An 18,596-nucleotide genomic window follows, 5' to 3' on the forward strand; every position below is an offset into this window, starting at 1 on the left:
AGACCAATGTCGATTTTTCTGAACAAAGATTCCAAGGTCATCGTCCAGGGCATCACCGGTGGCGAGGGAACCAAGCACACCGCTCTGATGCTCAAGGCAGGCACCCAGGTCGTCGGTGGCGTCAACGCCCGCAAGGCCGGCACCACCGTCAGCCATGACGGCGGCGTGGAGCTGCCCGTGTTCGGCACCGTTGCCGAGGCCATCGAGAAGACCGGCGCCGACGTGTCGATCGCGTTCGTGCCGCCGAAGTTCGCCAAGGACGCGATCATCGAGGCCATCGACGCCGAGATCCCGCTGCTGGTCGTCATCACCGAGGGCATCCCGGTGCAGGACAGCGCATACGCGTGGGCCTACAACGTGTCCAAGGGCAACAAGACCCGGATCATCGGACCCAACTGCCCCGGCATCATCACCCCGGGTGAGTCGCTGGTCGGCATCACCCCGGCCAACATCGCCGGCTCGGGCCCGATCGGCCTCGTGTCGAAGTCGGGCACGCTGACCTACCAGATGATGTTCGAGCTGCGTGAGATCGGCTTCTCGACCGCCATCGGCATCGGCGGCGACCCGGTCATCGGGACCACCCACATCGACGCCATCGCGGCGTTCGAGGCGGACCCCGACACCAAGATCATCGTCATGATCGGTGAGATCGGTGGCGACGCCGAAGAGCGTGCGGCCGATTACATCAAGGCCAACGTCACGAAGCCGGTTGTCGGCTACGTTGCCGGCTTCACCGCTCCCGAGGGCAAGACCATGGGCCACGCCGGCGCCATCGTCTCGGGCAGCTCGGGCACCGCGCAGGCCAAGAAGGATGCACTCGAGGCGGCCGGCGTCAAGGTCGGCAAGACGCCGTCCGAGACCGCTGCTCTGGCTCGCGAGCTGTACAAGAATCTGTAAGTAGCGCACCGCGCTCTAGACGGCGATGGCGTCGACCCGGGTTTCCCCGGTCGGCGCCATCGCCGTTTGCGGTTGGTGCTCGCCCCGGGTGGGGTCGGACACGTAGTGTCGAATAACTGCTCCACCACACCCCGCGCGGAAGGCTGATCCATGACCGATGTCCCGGCAGAAAACCCAGGGCAGCCAGTGGAATTCACGGTGCTCACCGGTCTCGACGAGGTGGTCGACTCCGGTACCGACCGGCCGAAGATCGACGTCGTGGCCAAGCTCGCCGGGGCGAACGTCGTACACCTGTCGTTGCGGGCCGGTCAGGTGATCGACGATCACCGATCGACGATGGAGATCCTGGTGATCGGTCAGCATGGCCTGATCGACTTCTCGGTGGCCGGTGAGCGCGTGCAACTCTCACCGGGTACGGCGGTCCGGGTGGCCGCGGGCGTGACGCACAAGCTTGTTGCCGTGGAGGACTCGGCTGCGACCCTGCTCGTCCTCAAAGGCGCGCCGTAGTCGCGGCTCGTCCGATGCTGTCGCCAGAACACCGAGGTCGAGTATCGTTTTATGAGCGGTAGGGGGGCAAGGCACCGGCTTTCACAGCGGCGAAGAGAGCGGTAGGCCAATGGTCACTGGTGCGTCGACAGCGTCGAATGTCGTGCGTGGAGTCCGCGGACTCTACGGTGTGGCAGTCCGTCTCCCGGTCGCCGGGCCGTTGCTCGAGCGCGGAGCCGTCTCGGCCACCGCCTTGGGCGAACAGGTCCTCGACGGCACGATCGCGCTGACCCGATCCGCTCTGAAAGTTCTCATCCGTGAGGTGATCACCGCACTCGTCGACGAGGTCGATCTGACCGAACTCGTTCTCGATCATGTCGATCTCGACAAGATCGCCACGGAGATCGATCTGGACGGCATCGCCGCCCGCATCGACATCGACGCGATCCTGGGCCGCGTCGACATCGACGCGGTGATCGAGACGGTGGATCTCAATCGCGCGGTGGACGGCGTCGACATCGACCTGATCGCGGCGCGGATCGACATCGACGCCATACTCGCCCGCGTCGACCTGATCGGACTGGCCAACGAGGTCATCGACGGCGTCGACCTGGAGGCGATCGTCCGGGATTCGACCACCACCCTGACCAACGGTGTACTGGACGACGTGCGGGTCCAGGGCGCGCGTGCCGACGACGTCGTGGCGGGAGTCTTCGGAAAACTGCTGGGCCGCAAGCCGACTCCCCATAACGGTGGGCGTGTGGTCAACGGTGCGCTCGCACCGCCGACGACCACCGCGGTCACCGAAGTCGTCGTCGATGTGCACCGCCGCGGGTCGCCTGAGTCGCCGGCCGGTCAGTCATGACAGATGCGACGCACCCGCCGCATCACACCAGCAAGGACGCACTGGACACCCGAACGGCGGGGATCGTCAGCCGCGGCACCGCATCCGCGATCGACGTCCTGGTCGTCGTCGTGATCCTGGGGATGATGTATCTCTTCATCGTGCTGCTGGACCTGCTGCTGACCACCGGATCGTTCAGCGCGCCGAACCCCAACATCGTGGCCTCGGGTATCGCGTCGTATTCGGTGGTGCTGATCTATCTGACCGGCTGCTGGACGGTGTCGGGGCGGACCGTCGGCTCGGTGGCGATGGGGCTGGAAGTGGTCAGTCGCAACGGAAGTCGACTCGGTCCGGCCCGCGCATTGCTGCGGGCGGCGTTCTGCGCGTTCTTTCCGATCGGATTGGCCTGGGTGGCCGTCGACCGACGTCGTCGGTCGATTCAGGACATGGTGCTGCGCAGCCGGGTCATCTACGCCTGGTGAGGTGGCGGGGTGCAGGCTCACCGGACCCCGTACCAGTCATGTGAAGTCTGTGGAACAGACCGATTCGTTGCAGTGGCAGGGGTGTAGCTCGGTACTCTCGACAGACCATGACTTTTGCAACCGAGGGGACATCTGCGACGGAGGGCTCCCCGTCGCCGGCACCGGTGACCCGTCGTGGACTGGCGAAGGCCGCACGCCGGCGTGAACTGCTCGCTGCGGCTGCCCGGCTGATGGCCGAACGGGGTTTTGCCGGTGTGCGACTGGAGGACATCGGCGCCGCGGTCGGTGTCAGTGGTCCGGCGATGTACCGGCATTTCTCCGGTAAGGACGCCGTCCTGGCGGAAATGCTGATCACCATCTCGCAACGCCTGCATGCCGGCGGGCAGGCGGTGGTGGACGAATCCACCGATGACGCCGATGCGTTGGATCGGCTGATCGAGTTCCACGTCGACTTCGCGACCACCGAACCGGAATTGATCCGCGTGCAGGACCGCGACCTGTCGTCCCTGACGCCGGAGGCCAGCCGTGAGGTCCGGCGGTTGCAGCGCCAGTACGTCGAACTGTGGACCGACGTTCTCGTGCGGGTCGACCCGTCGATCCCACGGCAGGAGGGCCGAACTCGCGTGCACGCCGCCTTCGGCCTGATCAACTCGTCCCCGCGGTTACCCGAACTCGAGATCGCCCGCCAGCAGAGGCTGTTGGCGCAGATGGCCCGGGCGGCGCTGACCGCCGCCCGCCCCTGACGAGCTCCTGGCCCTCCCGAAATTCGCGCCACTTGCCTGCGTGTGCGCCGGTTGCAACCGGCGCGTTCGTGAGCAAGCGGCGCGAATTCGGGAGCCGGGGACGCGGATCAGATGCCGAGGGTGGCGGTCCGATCGGCGACGGCCTCCCGGTAGCGGTCGACGTTGGCCAGCTTGATGCTCTCGTAGCCGCGGATCATGTCCGGCAACGCGGCGAGCGCGACGACCTCATGCCGGTGGTCCGGGGTGATGGTCCCGTCGGCCAGTCCGGTCAGTGCCCGGTCGATCATCGCCCGGTATTCCCCGATCAACGCCCGCTCGGTGGTCCGGACGGTGGCCCGGCCGAACGGGTCGAACCGGGTGCCGCGCAGCCGTTTTGCCTTGGCCAGCGCCGCGAGCGCCGGTGCCGCCCGGCGGCCGAGGGCGATCTTCTTCTTCATACCCATCGACCGCAGGGTCGGGGGATGTAGTCGGACCGCGACCTCGGCGTCGTCGCCGAACTGGTCGGCGACCTCGGCGGCGAACGCCGCATCACGGGTCAGTCGGGCGACCTCGTATTCATCCTTGTACGCCATGAGCTTGAAGAGGTTATGTGCCACCGCGTCGGTCAGGTCGTCGATACCGCTGCGCTCCGCGACGTGGGTGACGAACGAGACGTACTCGGCTGCGTAGGCGAGGCTTTGGTATGCGACGAGTTCGTCGACGCGATGTTGGACGGTCTGCCGCACCGCGGGTCGCACGCCGGTCAACTGCGCGGTCAACCGCACCGCGTCCTCACTCGGCTGCCACGGGGACGGGACCGGATGCGTGGCTGAGATGGCCGCGGTGACCGCGTCCCGGTCGGCCACAACTTGACGTCCGCGCCGGAACGCCTGCACATTGCGTTCCACCGCAACCCCATTGAGTTGCACCGCACGTTCGATCGAGGCGGCGGAGATCGGCATCGCTCCGGATTGGTAGGCGGCGCCGACCATCAACATGTTCGCGTACTGCTCGTCGCCGAACAGGTCGAGTGTCAACGCTCCGGGGTCGAGGTAGATCGCGCGCGCCACCGAGTGGCTGATGGAGTCCGCGATCACGGCGTGGTCGGGATAGGAGACCGAGGTGTCGATGACCATGGCTCCGGTGGGGACCGTGGTGGTCGACACCACGGCGGTGGTCTTGTCGGGGGAGGCGACCTTGAGGTTTGCGGGATCGACGCCCACCAGACCGTCGCAGCACAGGTACATTTCGCAGTCGCCGGTGGCGACCTTGGCGGCCTGCTCGACCACGCCGGCGCTGACCTTGACGTCGCTGACCACCGCACCGCCCTTTTGTGCCAGGCCGGTCATGTCGACGGTCCGGGCGACATGACCGTCGAGGACGGCGGCGGTGGCGATCACCTGGGAGACCGTCACGACACCGGTACCGCCGATTCCGGTGACGCGCAACGTGAATCCGTTGTCGATGGATGTGGACGAAAAGGGCTCGGGCAGTGCGTCAAAACCGATGTCGGCGACGGTGTTGCGGACCTTCTCCTTGCCGGACGGTGTCACCGTGACAAAGGACGGGCAGTCACCCTTCAGGCAGGAGAAGTCGAAGTTGCACGAACTCTGATCGATCCGCGTTTTGCGGCCGAACTCGGTGTCGACCGGATGTACCGACAGGCAGTTCGACTTCTCGCCGCAGTCACCGCAACCCTCACAGATGCGTTCGTTGATCATCACGCGCTGGGTCGGGGTGGGGGCCTTGCCGCGCTTGCGCTTACGGCGCTTCTCCGCGGCGCAGGCCTGATCGTGGACGAGGACGGTGACTCCGGTGGTGGCCGCCAACTCTTGCTGGATGGCCATCATTTCCTCGCGCGGCCGTACCTCGACCCCGGCGGGCAGCCGCAGTGCGCGGGTTCGGATCGGATCATCGGAGGTGACGACGATTCGACTGACCCGTTCGGCCTGCAGCAGATTCACGATCTGTGGCAGCGTCATCTGACCGACCGGATCCTGGCCGCCGGTCATCGCCACCGTGCCGTTGAACAGCAGTTTGTAGGTGATGTTCGCGCCGGAGGCGACCGCCGATCGCAGGGCGAGCGACCCCGAGTGCATGAACGTGCCGTCGCCGATGTTCTGCACGAAGTGTTGCTGGCTGACAAACGGGGCCATACCGAGCCACTGCGCGCCTTCACCACCCATCTGGGTGACGCCGGCGACGTCTCCGACCTGGTCCGGATCCATCAGCAAAACCATTGCGTGGCAGCCTATTCCGGCACCGACAAGAGTGTCATCGGCCACCTTGGTGGAGCTGTTGTGGGGGCATCCGGAGCAGAAGTAGGGGGTACGGACCGCCAGCGGGAGCTCGATGCGTCCCCGGCTGCGGCCGGTGGTGTCGAGCCAGTTCTGTGCTTGGGGGATCTGATGGTGGCGGGCGAGCCGGCCGGCGAGGCCACGGGTGACCGCATCGATGTCGAGTTCACCGAACCGGGAGAACAGGGTCGATCCGTCTTCGTGCGTCTTGCCGACGATCGCGGGGACGTCGGGGCGGCGGAACAGGATGTCGCGCATCATCGTCTCGATGAAGTCACGCTTCTCCTCGACGACGATCACCTCATCGAGTCCGGAGATGAACTCGTCCATGATCTCGCGCTCGAACGGATAGACCATGCCCATCTTCAGGATTCGGATGCCGAGTCGTGAGAGGTCGGCGTCGGTGATACCGATGAGCCGCAACGCCTCCCGGACGTCCATGTATGTCTTGCCGGCGGCGACGATGCCGATCCGGTCGTCGGGGCTGCGTTGCACGATTCGGTTGAGTCGGTTGATGCGCGCGTACTCGACGGCGCGTGGCAGCCGGACCGTCAGCTGATTCTGCTCGAGCTCCATCAGGTTGGCGCCCAACAGTTTTCCGCTCGGTAGGTGGAGGCTGGTGCCGAGGTCGCCGTAGATGGGCAGGATGCGATCGGGATGGACGTCGGCCGTGGAGGCACCGTCGGCCACATGTGCGGAGATCTTGAACGACGTCCACAGTCCGGAGACCCGCGACATGATGGCGGCGTGGACACCGAGATCGAGGATGTCCTGGGAGTCGGCGGGGTAGAGGATCGGCATGTAGAGGTCGGCCAGCGCCATCTCGGAGGCGCACGGGACGGTGGAGCTCTTGGCGCCGGGATCGTCGCCGACCAGGGCCACGGCTCCGCCGGTGGCGTGGGTGCCGATGATGTTGGCGTGACGCAGTGCGTCGGTCGCGCGGTCCAGACCCGGTGCCTTGCCGTACCAGTAGCCCACGACACCGTCCCGCGTGATGCCGTCTGTGCCGGTGGCCAGTGTGCCGACCTGGGCTGCCAACTGCGAACCCATCACCGAGGTTGCGGCGAGTTCTTCGTTCAGGCCGGGGCGGTGGACGATGTCGTACGGGTCGAGGTACTGCGCGCGGCGGGCGATCTCGAGGTCGTATCCGGCCAGCGGCGAACCCTCGTATCCGGAGATGAACGAGGAGGTGTGAAGGTTCTGGCGGCGGTCGAGCCGGGCGCGGTCTCGGACCATGCGGACCAGGGCTTGGATACCGGTGAGATAGACGGTCCCGGACTCCCGGGTGTACCGGTCATCAAGTGAAAACGATTCGATACCTGCAGCGTCGCTGCGGTCGTGCTGGACGAGGGTCATGGCTGTTTACCCGGCTCTCTATTTCGTTGTGATCGCCCCGGGGGTGGTGGGACGAGGACATGCAGTGCGGTAAGCCGATCGTACTGCAACCTGTGACCGCGCCCACATCCGTCGACCGTGCCGAACCGACCGCCGAGCGTGCCGAAACCGCCGTTGACCGTGCCAAAGTTTCCGGCTCCGGTGGAGGTGCGGGACCGATCTCGGGGGTGGGGTCGTCGGCCGGAGAGGTTCAACCGTCGGTTTTGGCCCGCTCGACGGTTGGTTCGGCACGCTCGGCGGTTGGATTGGCACGCTCGAGGGCGGGATCGACGCGGGCAACCGCGACATCGCCGCGGCGAAACACGTGACAATTGGACCCGGAAGCGCGTAACGTCCAATTCAGTTAATCGCTCCTAACTGAAAGGTGGGCGCAGGTGTCCACAACCGCAGTCGCAGGCCAGTGGCGGCAGGCGCACGAAAAGAACGTGACCGAACTGCGCGAACGGCTCGATCGCGTCGCGCGTGGCGGCGGTGACAAGGCCCGCGAGCGTCACCTGTCCCGGGGCAAGTTGCTGCCCCGCGACCGCATCGACACCCTGCTCGACGCCGGCAGTCCCTTCCTCGAGATCGCGCCGTTGGCCGCCGAAGGCATGTACGGCGGCAAGGCTCCGGCCTCCGGGGTCATCGCCGGGATCGGCCGGGTGGCCGGGCGGGAATGCCTGATCATCGCCAACGACGCCACCGTCTCGGGCGGCACGTACTACCCGGTGACGGTCAAGAAGCACCTGCGCGCTCAGGAGATCGCCGCCGCGAACCGGCTGCCCTGCATCTACCTGGTGGACTCAGGCGGCGCGATGCTGCTGGAGCAGGACGAGGTGTTCCCCGATCGCGACCACTTCGGTCGCATCTTCTACAACCAGGCCAACATGAGTGCCGCCGGTATCGCCCAGATCTCGGCGGTCCTGGGATCCTCGACCGCCGGTGGCGCATACGTGCCGGCGATGAGTGACGAGACGGTCATCGTGCGTGACCAGGGCACCATCTTCCTGGCCGGTCCGCCGCTGGTGAAGGCCGCGACCGGCGAGGACGTCAGCGCCGAAGACCTCGGCGGCGGACTCATGCACTCGACGGTCTCGGGCGTGACCGACCATCTCGCCGACAACGACGAAGACGCGCTCGAGCGGGTGCGTCGCATCGTGGCAACGCTCGGTCCCCAGGAGGCGCCGCAGTGGGATGTGCAGCCGGTGCGGGAACCCAAAGCCGCACAGAGCGACCTCTACGACATCGTTCCGACCGACGCCCGCACGCCCTACGACGTGCGTGCCGTGATCGAGACCGTCGTCGACGGTGGTGAATACAACGAGTTCAAGTCGGGGTACGGCACCACGCTGGTGACCGCGTTCGCCCACATTCACGGCCATCCGGTCGGCATCATCGCCAACAACGGCGTGCTGTTCAGCGAAAGTGCACTCAAGGGAGCGCATTTCATCGAACTGTGCGACAAGCGCAAGATCCCGCTGGTGTTCCTGCAGAACATCACCGGCTTCATGGTCGGACGTGAGTACGAGCAGGGCGGTATCGCCAAGAACGGTGCCAAGATGGTCACCGCGGTGGCCTGTGCCCGGGTTCCCAAGTTCACCGTGATCATCGGCGGCTCGTTCGGTGCCGGCAATTACTCGATGTGTGGCCGGGCGTATTCGCCTCGCTTCCTGTGGATGTGGCCCAATGCCCGGATCTCGGTGATGGGTGGACCTCAGGCTGCCGACACGCTCGGAACTGTGCGCCGCAACCAGATCGAACGCGGCGGCGAGCAATGGGATCCGGCCGACGAAGAGGCGTTCAAGGCCCCGATCCGGGAACAGTTCGAAAAGCAGTCCGACGCCTACTACTCGACCGCGCGGTTGTGGGACGACGGCGTCATCGACCCGGCCGACACCCGCACCGTACTCGGGCTGGCGTTGGCTTCCGCACACCGCGCGCCGTTGGCGCCGGTGTCCTACGGCGTCTTCCGGATGTGAGAGGCACCACCATGGCAACCAAGACAATCAAAAAAGTTCTCATCGCCAACCGCGGCGAGATAGCCTGCCGGGTCATCCGTACCCTCAAGGCCCACGGAATCTGCAGCGTTGCAGTGTATTCCGATGCCGACGCCGATTCGCTGCATGTTCGGCTCGCCGACGAGGCGGTCCACATCGGCCCGGCGGCGGCGACCGCGAGCTACCTGGACATCGACAAGGTGATCGGCGCGGCCAAGCGGGTCGGAGCCGACGCGGTGCACCCCGGTTACGGATTCCTCTCGGAGAACGCGGCTTTCGCCCGCGCCCTGCAGGAGGCCTCGATCCTGTTTCTCGGCCCGCCGACCCGGGCCATCGAGGTCATGGGTGACAAGATCGCGGCGCGTGCGGCGGTATCCGAGCGCGACGTCCCGGTGGTCCCGGGCATCTCTCGACCAGGACTCACGGACGACGAATTGATCGCTGCGGCAGTCGATATCGGATTCCCCGTGCTGATCAAGCCGAGCGCAGGCGGCGGTGGCAAGGGGATGCATCGGGTCGAGGATCCGGCCGCACTTCCGGCGGCGTTGAACACCGCCCGCCGTGAGGCCGGAGCCGCGTTCGGCGACGACACCCTGTTCCTGGAGCGGTTCGTCGACACCCCACGCCACATCGAGGTTCAGGTCCTCGCCGATACCCATGGCAACGTCGTGCATCTCGGTGAACGTGAATGTTCGTTGCAGCGGCGGCATCAGAAGGTCATCGAAGAGGCCCCGTCGGCACTGCTCGACCCCACCACCCGCGCCCGGATCGGCGCGTCCGCCTGCGATGCGGCTCGATCGGTCGGGTACACCGGTGCCGGAACAGTGGAGTTCATCGTCTCGGCACATCGTCCCGACGAGTTCTTCTTCATGGAGATGAACACCCGCCTGCAGGTCGAACATCCGGTCACCGAACTGGTCACCGGCATCGATCTGGTCGAGTGGCAACTGCGGGTGGCCGCCGGTGAGAAACTGGACTTCGGTCAGGACGACGTGACCATGACCGGTCACGCCATCGAGGCCCGCGTCTATGCCGAGGATCCGGCGGCCGGATTCCTGCCGACCGGTGGTGAACTGCTCTTGGTCGACGAGCCGAGCGGCCCCGGGATCCGGGTCGACTCCGGCATCGTCACCGGTGGAGTGGTCGGCAGCGACTACGATCCGATGCTCGCCAAAGTCATTGTCCACGGCGATGACCGGGCGGATGCCATTGAACGGCTGCGGGCCGCACTGGCCGACACCCATGTGCTCGGGGTGCGCACCAACATCGACTTCTGTCGGTCTGTGCTCGATGAGCCGCGGGTCCGCGACGGTGACCTCGACACCGAACTGCTCGATCGCCTCATCGTCGACTACACGCCGCCCGCCGTCCCCTCCGAGGCGCTGGCACTGGTCGGTCTGCACCGGACCCGCCGCGCGCGGCACGCGGGCACGCCGTGGACCTCCGAGGTCGGCTGGCGGATCGGCGGCGCCGCACCCACGCGCACCCGACTGCAGGTCGGCGACGAGAAACTCACCGTGTCGGTGACCGGCCCCGAGACCGATGCCCGCGTGGAGGTCGGTGACTGGAGCGCGTCGGCGGCACTGTTCGGCGAGCGCCTGACCGTGGACGGAGACGGTGCGCGCTGGCTCATCGCCGAATCGGATCCGGACGCCGAACTGGGTCACGAGAACCACCAGAGTTACTGGATCAGTGGTCCCGGCGGCATCTGGGAGGTTGCCACCGCGCACATCCTGAAGTCGTCGGACACCGACGAAGCGCTCAGTGAGATCACCAGCCCGATGCCGGGAACCGTTGTGGCGGTGCTCAATCCCGGCGGCGAAGCGGTCGAGGCCGGTGCCCCGGTGCTGGTGGTCGAAGCGATGAAGATGGAACACACCCTGACTGCACCACGCGGCGGTGATCTCACTGTCTCGGTGAAGGTCGGCGACAAGGTCGCCGCCGGCCAATCGCTTGCGATAGTGGCCGAACGCGCAGTGGCAGACAACCCGGAAGGAACACCCGCATGACCGTCACCGACGACTTGACGACCGAATACGACGAGCTCCGCAAAACCGTTGCCGACTTCGCGCAGCAGGTGGTTGCGCCGGTATCGGCCAAACATGATGCCGAGCACAGCTTTCCGTACGACGTGGTCCGGCAGATGGGGGAGATGGGCCTGTTCGGTCTGCCGTTCCCCGAGGAATACGGCGGCATGGGCGGCGACTACTTCGCCCTCGCGTTGGCCCTGGAAGAACTCGGCAAGGTCGATCAGTCCGTTGCCATCACCCTCGAGGCAGGCGTCGGCCTGGGTGCGATGCCGATCTACCGGTTCGGCAACGAAGAGCAGAAGCAGACCTGGCTGCCCGACCTGACCGCCGGCAAGAGGCTGGCCGGATTCGGTCTGACCGAACCCGGTGCCGGCTCGGACGCCGGGGCCACGGCCACCACCGCCAAGCAGGACGGCGGTCAGTGGGTGATCAACGGCTCCAAGCAGTTCATCACCAACTCCGGCACCGACATCACCTCGCTGGTCACGGTCACCGCTGTGACCGGTACGCGTTCACCCGGCGCCGACGGCCGTCCCCGCAAGGAGATCTCGACCATCATCGTGCCCAGTGGCACACCGGGATTCACCGCCGAACCGGCCTACAACAAGGTCGGCTGGAATGCCTCCGACACCCATCCGCTGAGTTTCGACGACGCCCGGGTCCCGGAAGAGAACCTGCTCGGCGAACGCGGCCGCGGATACGCCAACTTCCTGTCGATCCTCGACGAGGGCCGGATCGCCATCGCCGCACTGGCGACCGGTGTCGCTCAGGGATGCGTGGACGAGAGCGTGAAGTACGCCAAGGAACGGCAGTCCTTCGGCCGGCCCATCGGCGACTACCAGTCGGTGTCGTTCTCGATTGCGCGGATGGAGGCGCGGGCCCACACCGCCCGCACCGCCTACTACCACGCAGCGTCGAAGATGCTGGCGGGCAAGCCTTTCAAGAAAGAAGCCGCGATCGCCAAACTCGTGTCCAGTGAGGCGGCGATGGACAACGCCCGGATGGCAACGCAGATCCACGGTGGCTACGGCTTCATGAACGAGTACCCGGTGGCCCGCCACTACCGCGACTCGAAGATCCTCGAGATCGGTGAGGGCACCACCGAGGTCCAGTTGATGCTGATCGCACGTGAGCTGGGGTTCGCATGAGCACCACACCGGAAACCGAACCGAAGCACGTCACACAGCGCGGTCTGTACTTCGAAGAGTTCGAGATCGACACCGTGTACGAACACCGTCCGGGCCGTACGGTCACCGAGGCCGACAACGTGCTGTTCACGACATTGACGATGAACACCCAAGCCCTGCATCTCGATGCGGCGTTCGCCGCCGAGCAGCCGGGATTCGGTGGTCAGCGCCTGATCAATTCGATGTTCACGCTCTCGACCATCGTCGGTCTGTCCGTGAGTCAGCTGACCCAGGGAACCCTGGTGGCCAACCTCGGTTTTTCGGAGATCGCCTTCCCGAAGCCGCTCTTCGGCGGCGACACGCTGTACGCCGAGACCGTGTGCACCGGCAAAAGGGAAAGCAAATCCAGGCCCGGTGAAGGCGTGGTGTCACTGCGTCATATAGGAAAGAATCAGCATGGTGACATAGTTGCTGTGGCACAGCGATCGACATTGGTTCGGAAGAACCCGTGACCATTGAGATAGACGCACAGGAGGGAAATCGGTGACGAACTGGAGTCCACCGGGGCCGGCGATTTTGTTCGTCCCGGCCGATCGGCCGGAGCGATACGCCAAGGCTGCCGAACGTGCCGACGCGGTGATCATCGATCTCGAGGACGCGGTCCGTCCCGAAGCCCGCGACGATGCGCGCGAGGCGCTGATCAACAACCCGATCGACCCGAACCTCACCATGGTCCGGATCAATCCGGCGGGCACGGGCGATCATCTCAAGGATCTCAAGGCGCTGGCGCAGACCGACTACCGCGTGGTGATGCTGGCGAAGGCCGAGAGCGCGGACCAGTTGCTGCAGATCGGTTACCAGGTGGTGGCGCTGGTGGAGACCCCGCTGGGGGCGATCCAGGCCGATCAGATCGCCGCGGCACCCAACTGCATCGGATTGATGTGGGGTGCCGAAGATCTGATCGCCGCGATGGGTGGGCGGTCGAGCCGGTTCACCGCCGGTGAAGCGAACACCGGCCGGTACCGCGATGTGGCCCGTCAGGTTCGCGGCATGGTTCGGCTGGCCTGTGCCAGTCACGGGCGTTTCGCCGTCGACGCGGTCCATATCGAGATCGCCGACACCGAGGGTTTGCGACTCGAGGCCCTCGACGCGGTGAATCAGGGTTACGAGGCCACCGCCTGTATCCATCCGTCCCAGGTCGAGATCGTGCGGGCGGCCTATCGTCCCACCGATGACGAGGTCAAGTGGGCGCGCGAAGTCCTCGCGGCCGCAGCCGACAATCCCGGCGGTGTCTTCCGGGTCGGTGGCCAGATGATCGATTCGCCACTTCTCGGACAGGCCGAGGCCATCATGAGAAGGGTTGATCCAGCCACGGATTGACCGGGTGTGACCAGTGAGGAGACAACGATGTCTGACCGCTCGTCGGCAAGGGGCGCCGAAAGTGCGCCGCTGTCATACGCCAAAGGTGAAGAAGAACCACCGCTGCTGAACCTGACCATCGGCGAATCGCTTCGTGATACCGCGGAGCGATTCGCCGACCGCGACGCCCTGATCGACGTGCCGACCGGTCGTCGGTGGACGTATGCGCAGTTGCGGCAGCAGGTTCGTGCCCTTGCCGCCGGTCTGTCGCGCAGTGGTCTGGGGCCCGGTGATCGTCTCGGTTTGTGGGCTCCGAACTGCGCCGAGTGGGTGCTGACCCAATACGCCGCAGCCGAACTCGGCGTCATCCTGGTGAACCTCAATCCCGCCTACCGGCAGACCGAGATCGAGTTCGCGCTGACCCAATCCGGTGCGCGCACGGTCATCGCCGCCCGTGAATTCCGCGGCGCCGACTACGCGGGCATGCTGGACACCGCCCTGGAAACCTGCGATGCCTTGCGATCGGTGGTGTTGCTCGACAGTCCGGCATGGGACGAATTGTGTTCCACACCAACCGAATCCGAGCTCACCGCCCTGGACGACATCGCCGGGTCGCTGGGTCAGGACGACGCGATCAACATCCAGTACACCTCGGGAACCACCGGAAACCCGAAGGGTGCCACGCTTTCCCACCGCAACATCCTCAACAACGGCTATCTGGTCGGTGAGTTGTGCGGTTACAGCGATGCGGACCGGATCTGCATCCCGGTGCCGTTCTACCACTGCTTCGGCATGGTGATGGGCAACCTCGCGGCCACGACCCATGGTGCAACCATCGTCATCCCGGCTCCCGGTTTCGACCCCGCGTTGTCGCTGAAAGCCGTTGCGGCGGAGAAATGTACGAGTCTGTACGGTGTGCCGACGATGTTCATCGCCGAATTGGCGCTGGCCGATTTCGAGAGCTATGACCTCAGTTCACTGCGAACCGGCATCATGGCCGGGTCTCCGTGTCCGGCGGAGGTCATGCGGCAGGTCATCGACCGGATGCACATGGCGGAGGTGTCGATCTGTTACGGCATGACCGAGACCGCGCCCGTCTCGACGCAGACCCGCACCGACGACACCTTCGAGCGCCGGGTCGGCACGGTGGGGCGCGTCGGACCACATCTGGAGATCAAGATCGTCGACCCGGCGACCGGTGACATCGTCCCGCGCGGTGAGACCGGTGAGTTCTGTACCCGCGGTTACAGCGTCATGATCGGGTACTGGAATCAGCCGGACAAGACCGCCGAGGTACTCGACGCCGACGGCTGGATGCACACCGGCGATCTGGCGGTCATGGACGAACACGGTTACGTCCAGATCACCGGCCGGATCAAGGACATGGTGATCCGCGGGGGAGAGAACATCTACCCGCGGGAGATCGAAGAGTTCCTCTACACACACCCGGACATCCTCGATGCCCAGGTCATCGGCGTACCGGATGAGAAATACGGCGAGGAACTGATGGCGTGGATCCAATTGCGCGACGGTGCAGAGGCTTTCACGGTGGACGATCTCAAAGCGTTTGCGGACGGCAAGATCGCCCGACACAAGATCCCGAAATACGTGCACCTGGTCGACGAGTTCCCGATGACCGTGACCGGCAAGGTTCGCAAGGTCCAGATGCGACTGCAGGCGCGGGAGATTCTCGATATCTGACGGGTTCGCCGAAAGTATTCGCATCGGCTTTGTGGTTCGGGAATATTCGTTGCGGTAATTCCCTCGTCGCCGAGCCTATCGGTGGGAATCGGCGAGTCCCGCCAATGATTGTCGGTATCAAATATGCTGATGAAAGCGGCAAATACGTCGGCCTCGGAAGTTCATCGGTGGCCACGATCAGCGAGTTCGGCCTGTTCAGGCGCTGACCGTAGGTTGTAAGCAGGACAACCCGACCAAATCGGCCGCCGTCGGCCCAGACGCATGTACTAGCGTGGGTCGCGACACCAAGTCCTCAAACGCAGGAGTGGAAAATGAGCTATCAACCCGGGGGGTCCGGCTACGGCTCGCAGCAGCCGTACCAAGGCTCCCAGTACCCCGGCGCGGGACAACCCGAAGCCGGAGCGCAGCAATACGGTCAGGGTTACGGCCAGCAGCCGGCCCAGGGATACGGACAGCAGTCGGGCGGTCAGCAGGGTTACGGCCAGCAGCCGCCGCAGGGTTATGGACAGCAGTCGGGCGGTCAGCAGGGTTACGGCCAGCAGCCGCCGCAGGGTTACGGACAGCAGCCCGCCGGGCAACAGGGTTACGGCCAGCAGGGCTACGGCTACGGCCAGCAGGGTTATTCACAGCCCGCGGCCCGGCAGGGCCTGCCCGCCGCGATCAGGAACTACCTGGTCTACGCACTCGGCGCGCTCGGCCTGATCAACTTCTTCCTCGGCTTCGCTCCGGTGATCGACATGGAGGGCCTCGAGAACAACCACATGTTCCAGTGGGAGGCCACCGCGCTGACGATCCTCGGTGCGGCCGGCCTGATCGCACTGTCGACGCTGCTGCTCCGGCAGGAAACGAAGTTCAGCGGTGTGGTCGCCGCGATGTCGGTGATCGGTGGCCTGCTGATCCTGTTCCAGTTCTTCACCAAGGGTGAAGGCGACGCCGGTCTCGGATTCATCCTGGTGATCGTCTTCGGCATCATTCAGGCTGCCGTCGCGGTGGCATGGATGCTCGTCGAGGCCGGCATCATCAAGACCGCGTCCGCCGACTCGGCAGCGTCCACCGCGTCCACCTCGTCCGGCTCGCGGCAGGCCTCGACCGAGTCGACACCGAGCTACGGACAGAGCAGCGCGTACGGACAGTCGTCCGGCTACGGAACGGGCTACGGTCAGGCGTCATCGGGCCAGAGCGCGTCGAGCTCCGGTAGCCACCAGGCCGCGCAGAGCAACCCGTACGCGCAGGCCGGTTACGGCCAGAGCGCCACCGGCTCGGAATCGGCGGGCACGAGCAAGCCCGGCAGTTCCGATGCAACGACGGCGGTTCCGTCCGCCAACCCGTCGACCGCACCGCAGCCGAGCACACCTCCGTCGGCGCAGCAGCCGAGTGCTCCGGCACCGGGTGCACATCCGGGCGCGACCTCGTACCAGGCGCCGGGCGCCTCGAGCGCCGAGGACCGCCCGAGCCAGACCGGCGATCAGACGACACAGTTCAAGTCGCCGGAACGCTAGAAATCAGCTGAATGCCGGTACGGGAACAATTCCCGTACCGAACTACACACCGGACAGTTGCGGCGGCAGACGTCGCAACTGTCCGGTGTTTTTTGAACAATGGTGTGGCAATTCATCAATTCGTAAAATTGCATTCGTCGGCGCGCCTGCCCATCGGTGTGCGCTACAAATGACACCCTGGGCCAGTGGTCAGTTCTACAGCGGAAAACCTCGCCGCGCGTCTGCGCGAGATACGCCGCTCACGCCGTGCCGCCGAGGTCGGTGCCGCGGATTCGACCCGGGCGCTGGTCCAGCTCGCCTTCGGGACCACAGCGGCCACGCTCGGACTACTGATCCTGGTTGCGATGGTCACCCTGCTGACCGTGGGGGACGGTCTCGGGAGCCTGCCCGCGACGGTGGCCTCGATGTGGTTCGCCATTCATCAGGTGCCCATGACCGTGGGCGATGTGACCGTCGGAGTGATGCCCCTGGCTCCCACCCTGTTGATGATGTTCGCGGTGGGACGCTCCACGGCCCGGGCCACCGACATCGACCGTCCACATTCGGAGGTCGCCGCGGTGGTCCTGGCCGCCGTGGGCGGGCCCCTGCTCGCCACCGTGCTGTCGCTGGCCGTGGTGATGGACGCGTCGACGGTGATGACCTTGCAGAGCCCGAATGCGCTGTTGGCCTTCGTCTGCACGTTCGCGGTCCAGGCGCTGGGCGCCGCCGGTGGTGTCGCCTACAAGTGGTGGCCGACGATCGTGGTGCGGACCGGCGTGGCCGATTGGGTTCTCAAAGGACTGCGCTGCGGCCTGATCGCGGTGACCGGGCTGTTCACGCTCGGCGCGCTGGTCGTCGCGTTCCGGCTCATCATCAACTGGTCGGTTGCCGGTGAGTTGCTGTCGTCGGGCAACGGTGTGGCCGGCACGCTCGGACTGTTCTTGCTCTCACTGCTCTATCTGCCCAACGTGGTGATCGGCGCGGCGGCCGTATTGGTCGGTGCCCCCGTACAGGTCGGCGGCGCGACCGCGGACCTCTTCGGTTCGGTCGGCGGACAGGTGCCGCCGCTGCCGATCCTGGCGGTGCTTCCCGACGGCGGTGGCGGCCCGTGGGGTCTGATCCTGCTGGGCGGCGTCGCCGCGGTGTCCCTGGTGATCGCGCGTCTGTGTGTGGATATGTCACTGCTGCGCAACATCCGCACGGTCGTGGTGGCCGCAGGTCTGACGTCGCTGGCGATCGTGGCCGCCGCCGCGGTGTCCGGTGGACGACTCGGTGTGCTCGGCGAGGTCGCCGTGAACCTGCCGGTGGTGGGCGTGTTCGCATTCGGCTGGATCGCCGTCGTCGGCTCGGTGATGGCACTGATCCACAGCGCCCTGCCGTCGACCCGACGAACTCGCGCGCGGGCCATGAACCTCATCTACGACGATTACGCCCCCGAGGACTTCGACGAGTACGACGACTCCGACGAGGTCGCGGAGGCGGCCCCGGCGGAGCTCGAAATCGAGTATCACGAACCGGCCGCGATCCCGATCCTCGATCGGGACGCCGATGCCCTGGACGAGGTCGCTCCGGCGATCGACGGCTGGGATGTCGACGATTGGGTCACCGAGACCGATTGGGACGACGCCGACTCCGAGATGATCGACGCGGTCGGCGGCGAGGAACTGGTCTCGACCGACGAGTTCGGTACCCGACGGCCTCGCTGAAACGGCAGCGATTAGGCTCGACAGCGCGAGACGAGGCATCTGCGGGTCACTCGATGAGAGGCCCGCGTCGTCCGTCGATTTTCCGTTCAAACCCAG

Annotated in this window: 14 protein-coding genes; 13 read left to right on the forward strand and 1 reads right to left on the reverse strand. The window is 65.7% G+C overall.

The features are described 5' to 3' along the window. The first annotated feature begins 6 nt into the window (after positions 1 to 6). The 5 genes from sucD (at position 7) to AC51GR_RS20860 (ending at position 3,452) form a co-directional block, all read left to right on the forward strand. Positions 7 to 897 carry a succinate--CoA ligase subunit alpha gene (sucD, locus tag AC51GR_RS20840; RefSeq protein ID WP_496326567.1) on the forward strand — a complete coding sequence of 297 codons (891 nt, stop codon included), beginning with the start codon at positions 7 to 9 and terminating at the stop codon, positions 895 to 897. Between the two features lie 150 nt (positions 898 to 1,047). Then, positions 1,048 to 1,404, forward strand: a complete 357-nt coding sequence (locus AC51GR_RS20845) for a cupin domain-containing protein (protein ID WP_496326568.1) — start codon at positions 1,048 to 1,050, stop codon at positions 1,402 to 1,404. Between the two features lie 109 nt (positions 1,405 to 1,513). Next, a complete protein-coding gene (locus tag AC51GR_RS20850; protein WP_496326569.1) occupies positions 1,514 to 2,248 on the forward strand; it encodes a hypothetical protein in 735 nt (244 codons plus the stop codon). Then, positions 2,245 to 2,709 carry an RDD family protein gene (locus AC51GR_RS20855; protein WP_496326570.1) on the forward strand — a complete coding sequence of 155 codons (465 nt, stop codon included), beginning with the start codon at positions 2,245 to 2,247 and terminating at the stop codon, positions 2,707 to 2,709. The genes AC51GR_RS20850 and AC51GR_RS20855 overlap by 4 nt, the downstream gene beginning before the upstream one ends. A gap of 107 nt (positions 2,710 to 2,816) precedes the next feature. Further along, the gene (locus tag AC51GR_RS20860) at positions 2,817 to 3,452 is read left to right on the forward strand and encodes an SACE_7040 family transcriptional regulator (protein WP_496326571.1); all 636 of its coding nucleotides are present in this window, start codon (positions 2,817 to 2,819) and stop codon (positions 3,450 to 3,452) included. Positions 3,453 to 3,559: 107 nt separating this feature from the next. Here the strand turns inward: AC51GR_RS20860 and AC51GR_RS20865 are convergent, their stop codons facing one another. Beyond that, the gene (locus tag AC51GR_RS20865) at positions 3,560 to 7,084 is read right to left on the reverse strand and encodes an indolepyruvate ferredoxin oxidoreductase family protein (RefSeq protein WP_496326572.1); all 3,525 of its coding nucleotides are present in this window, start codon (positions 7,082 to 7,084) and stop codon (positions 3,560 to 3,562) included. Positions 7,085 to 7,497: 413 nt separating this feature from the next. Between AC51GR_RS20865 and AC51GR_RS20870 the strand changes: the two genes are divergently transcribed. The 8 genes from AC51GR_RS20870 to AC51GR_RS20905 all read left to right on the forward strand — a co-directional run bounded on the left by AC51GR_RS20870 (position 7,498) and on the right by AC51GR_RS20905 (position 18,500). Beyond that, positions 7,498 to 9,081, forward strand: coding sequence for a carboxyl transferase domain-containing protein (locus AC51GR_RS20870; RefSeq protein ID WP_496326573.1), 1,584 nt, complete (start codon positions 7,498 to 7,500; stop codon positions 9,079 to 9,081). 11 nt (positions 9,082 to 9,092) lie between these two features. Then, the gene (locus AC51GR_RS20875; protein ID WP_496326574.1) at positions 9,093 to 11,108 is read left to right on the forward strand and encodes an acetyl/propionyl/methylcrotonyl-CoA carboxylase subunit alpha; all 2,016 of its coding nucleotides are present in this window, start codon (positions 9,093 to 9,095) and stop codon (positions 11,106 to 11,108) included. Next, complete coding sequence (locus tag AC51GR_RS20880) at positions 11,105 to 12,277, forward strand: acyl-CoA dehydrogenase family protein (RefSeq protein ID WP_496326575.1); 1,173 nt, start codon at positions 11,105 to 11,107, stop codon at positions 12,275 to 12,277. The genes AC51GR_RS20875 and AC51GR_RS20880 overlap by 4 nt, the downstream gene beginning before the upstream one ends. Then, positions 12,274 to 12,768 (forward strand): MaoC family dehydratase, encoded by a 495-nt coding sequence (locus tag AC51GR_RS20885; protein WP_496326576.1) that lies wholly within the window; start codon positions 12,274 to 12,276, stop codon positions 12,766 to 12,768. The genes AC51GR_RS20880 and AC51GR_RS20885 overlap by 4 nt, the downstream gene beginning before the upstream one ends. 31 nt (positions 12,769 to 12,799) lie before the next feature. Continuing rightward, positions 12,800 to 13,636 (forward strand): HpcH/HpaI aldolase/citrate lyase family protein, encoded by an 837-nt coding sequence (locus AC51GR_RS20890; RefSeq protein ID WP_496326577.1) that lies wholly within the window; start codon positions 12,800 to 12,802, stop codon positions 13,634 to 13,636. A gap of 27 nt (positions 13,637 to 13,663) precedes the next feature. After that, positions 13,664 to 15,316: an AMP-binding protein gene (locus tag AC51GR_RS20895; protein WP_496326578.1), complete on the forward strand. Its 1,653-nt coding sequence runs from the start codon at positions 13,664 to 13,666 to the stop codon at positions 15,314 to 15,316. Positions 15,317 to 15,627: 311 nt separating this feature from the next. Then, the gene (locus AC51GR_RS20900) at positions 15,628 to 16,815 is read left to right on the forward strand and encodes a DUF5336 domain-containing protein (protein ID WP_496326579.1); all 1,188 of its coding nucleotides are present in this window, start codon (positions 15,628 to 15,630) and stop codon (positions 16,813 to 16,815) included. 185 nt (positions 16,816 to 17,000) lie between these two features. Further along, a complete protein-coding gene (locus AC51GR_RS20905; protein ID WP_496326580.1) occupies positions 17,001 to 18,500 on the forward strand; it encodes a cell division protein PerM in 1,500 nt (499 codons plus the stop codon). Positions 18,501 to 18,596: the final 96 nt, after the last annotated feature.

The sequence above is a fragment of the Williamsia sp. z71 genome (assembly GCF_059553375.1).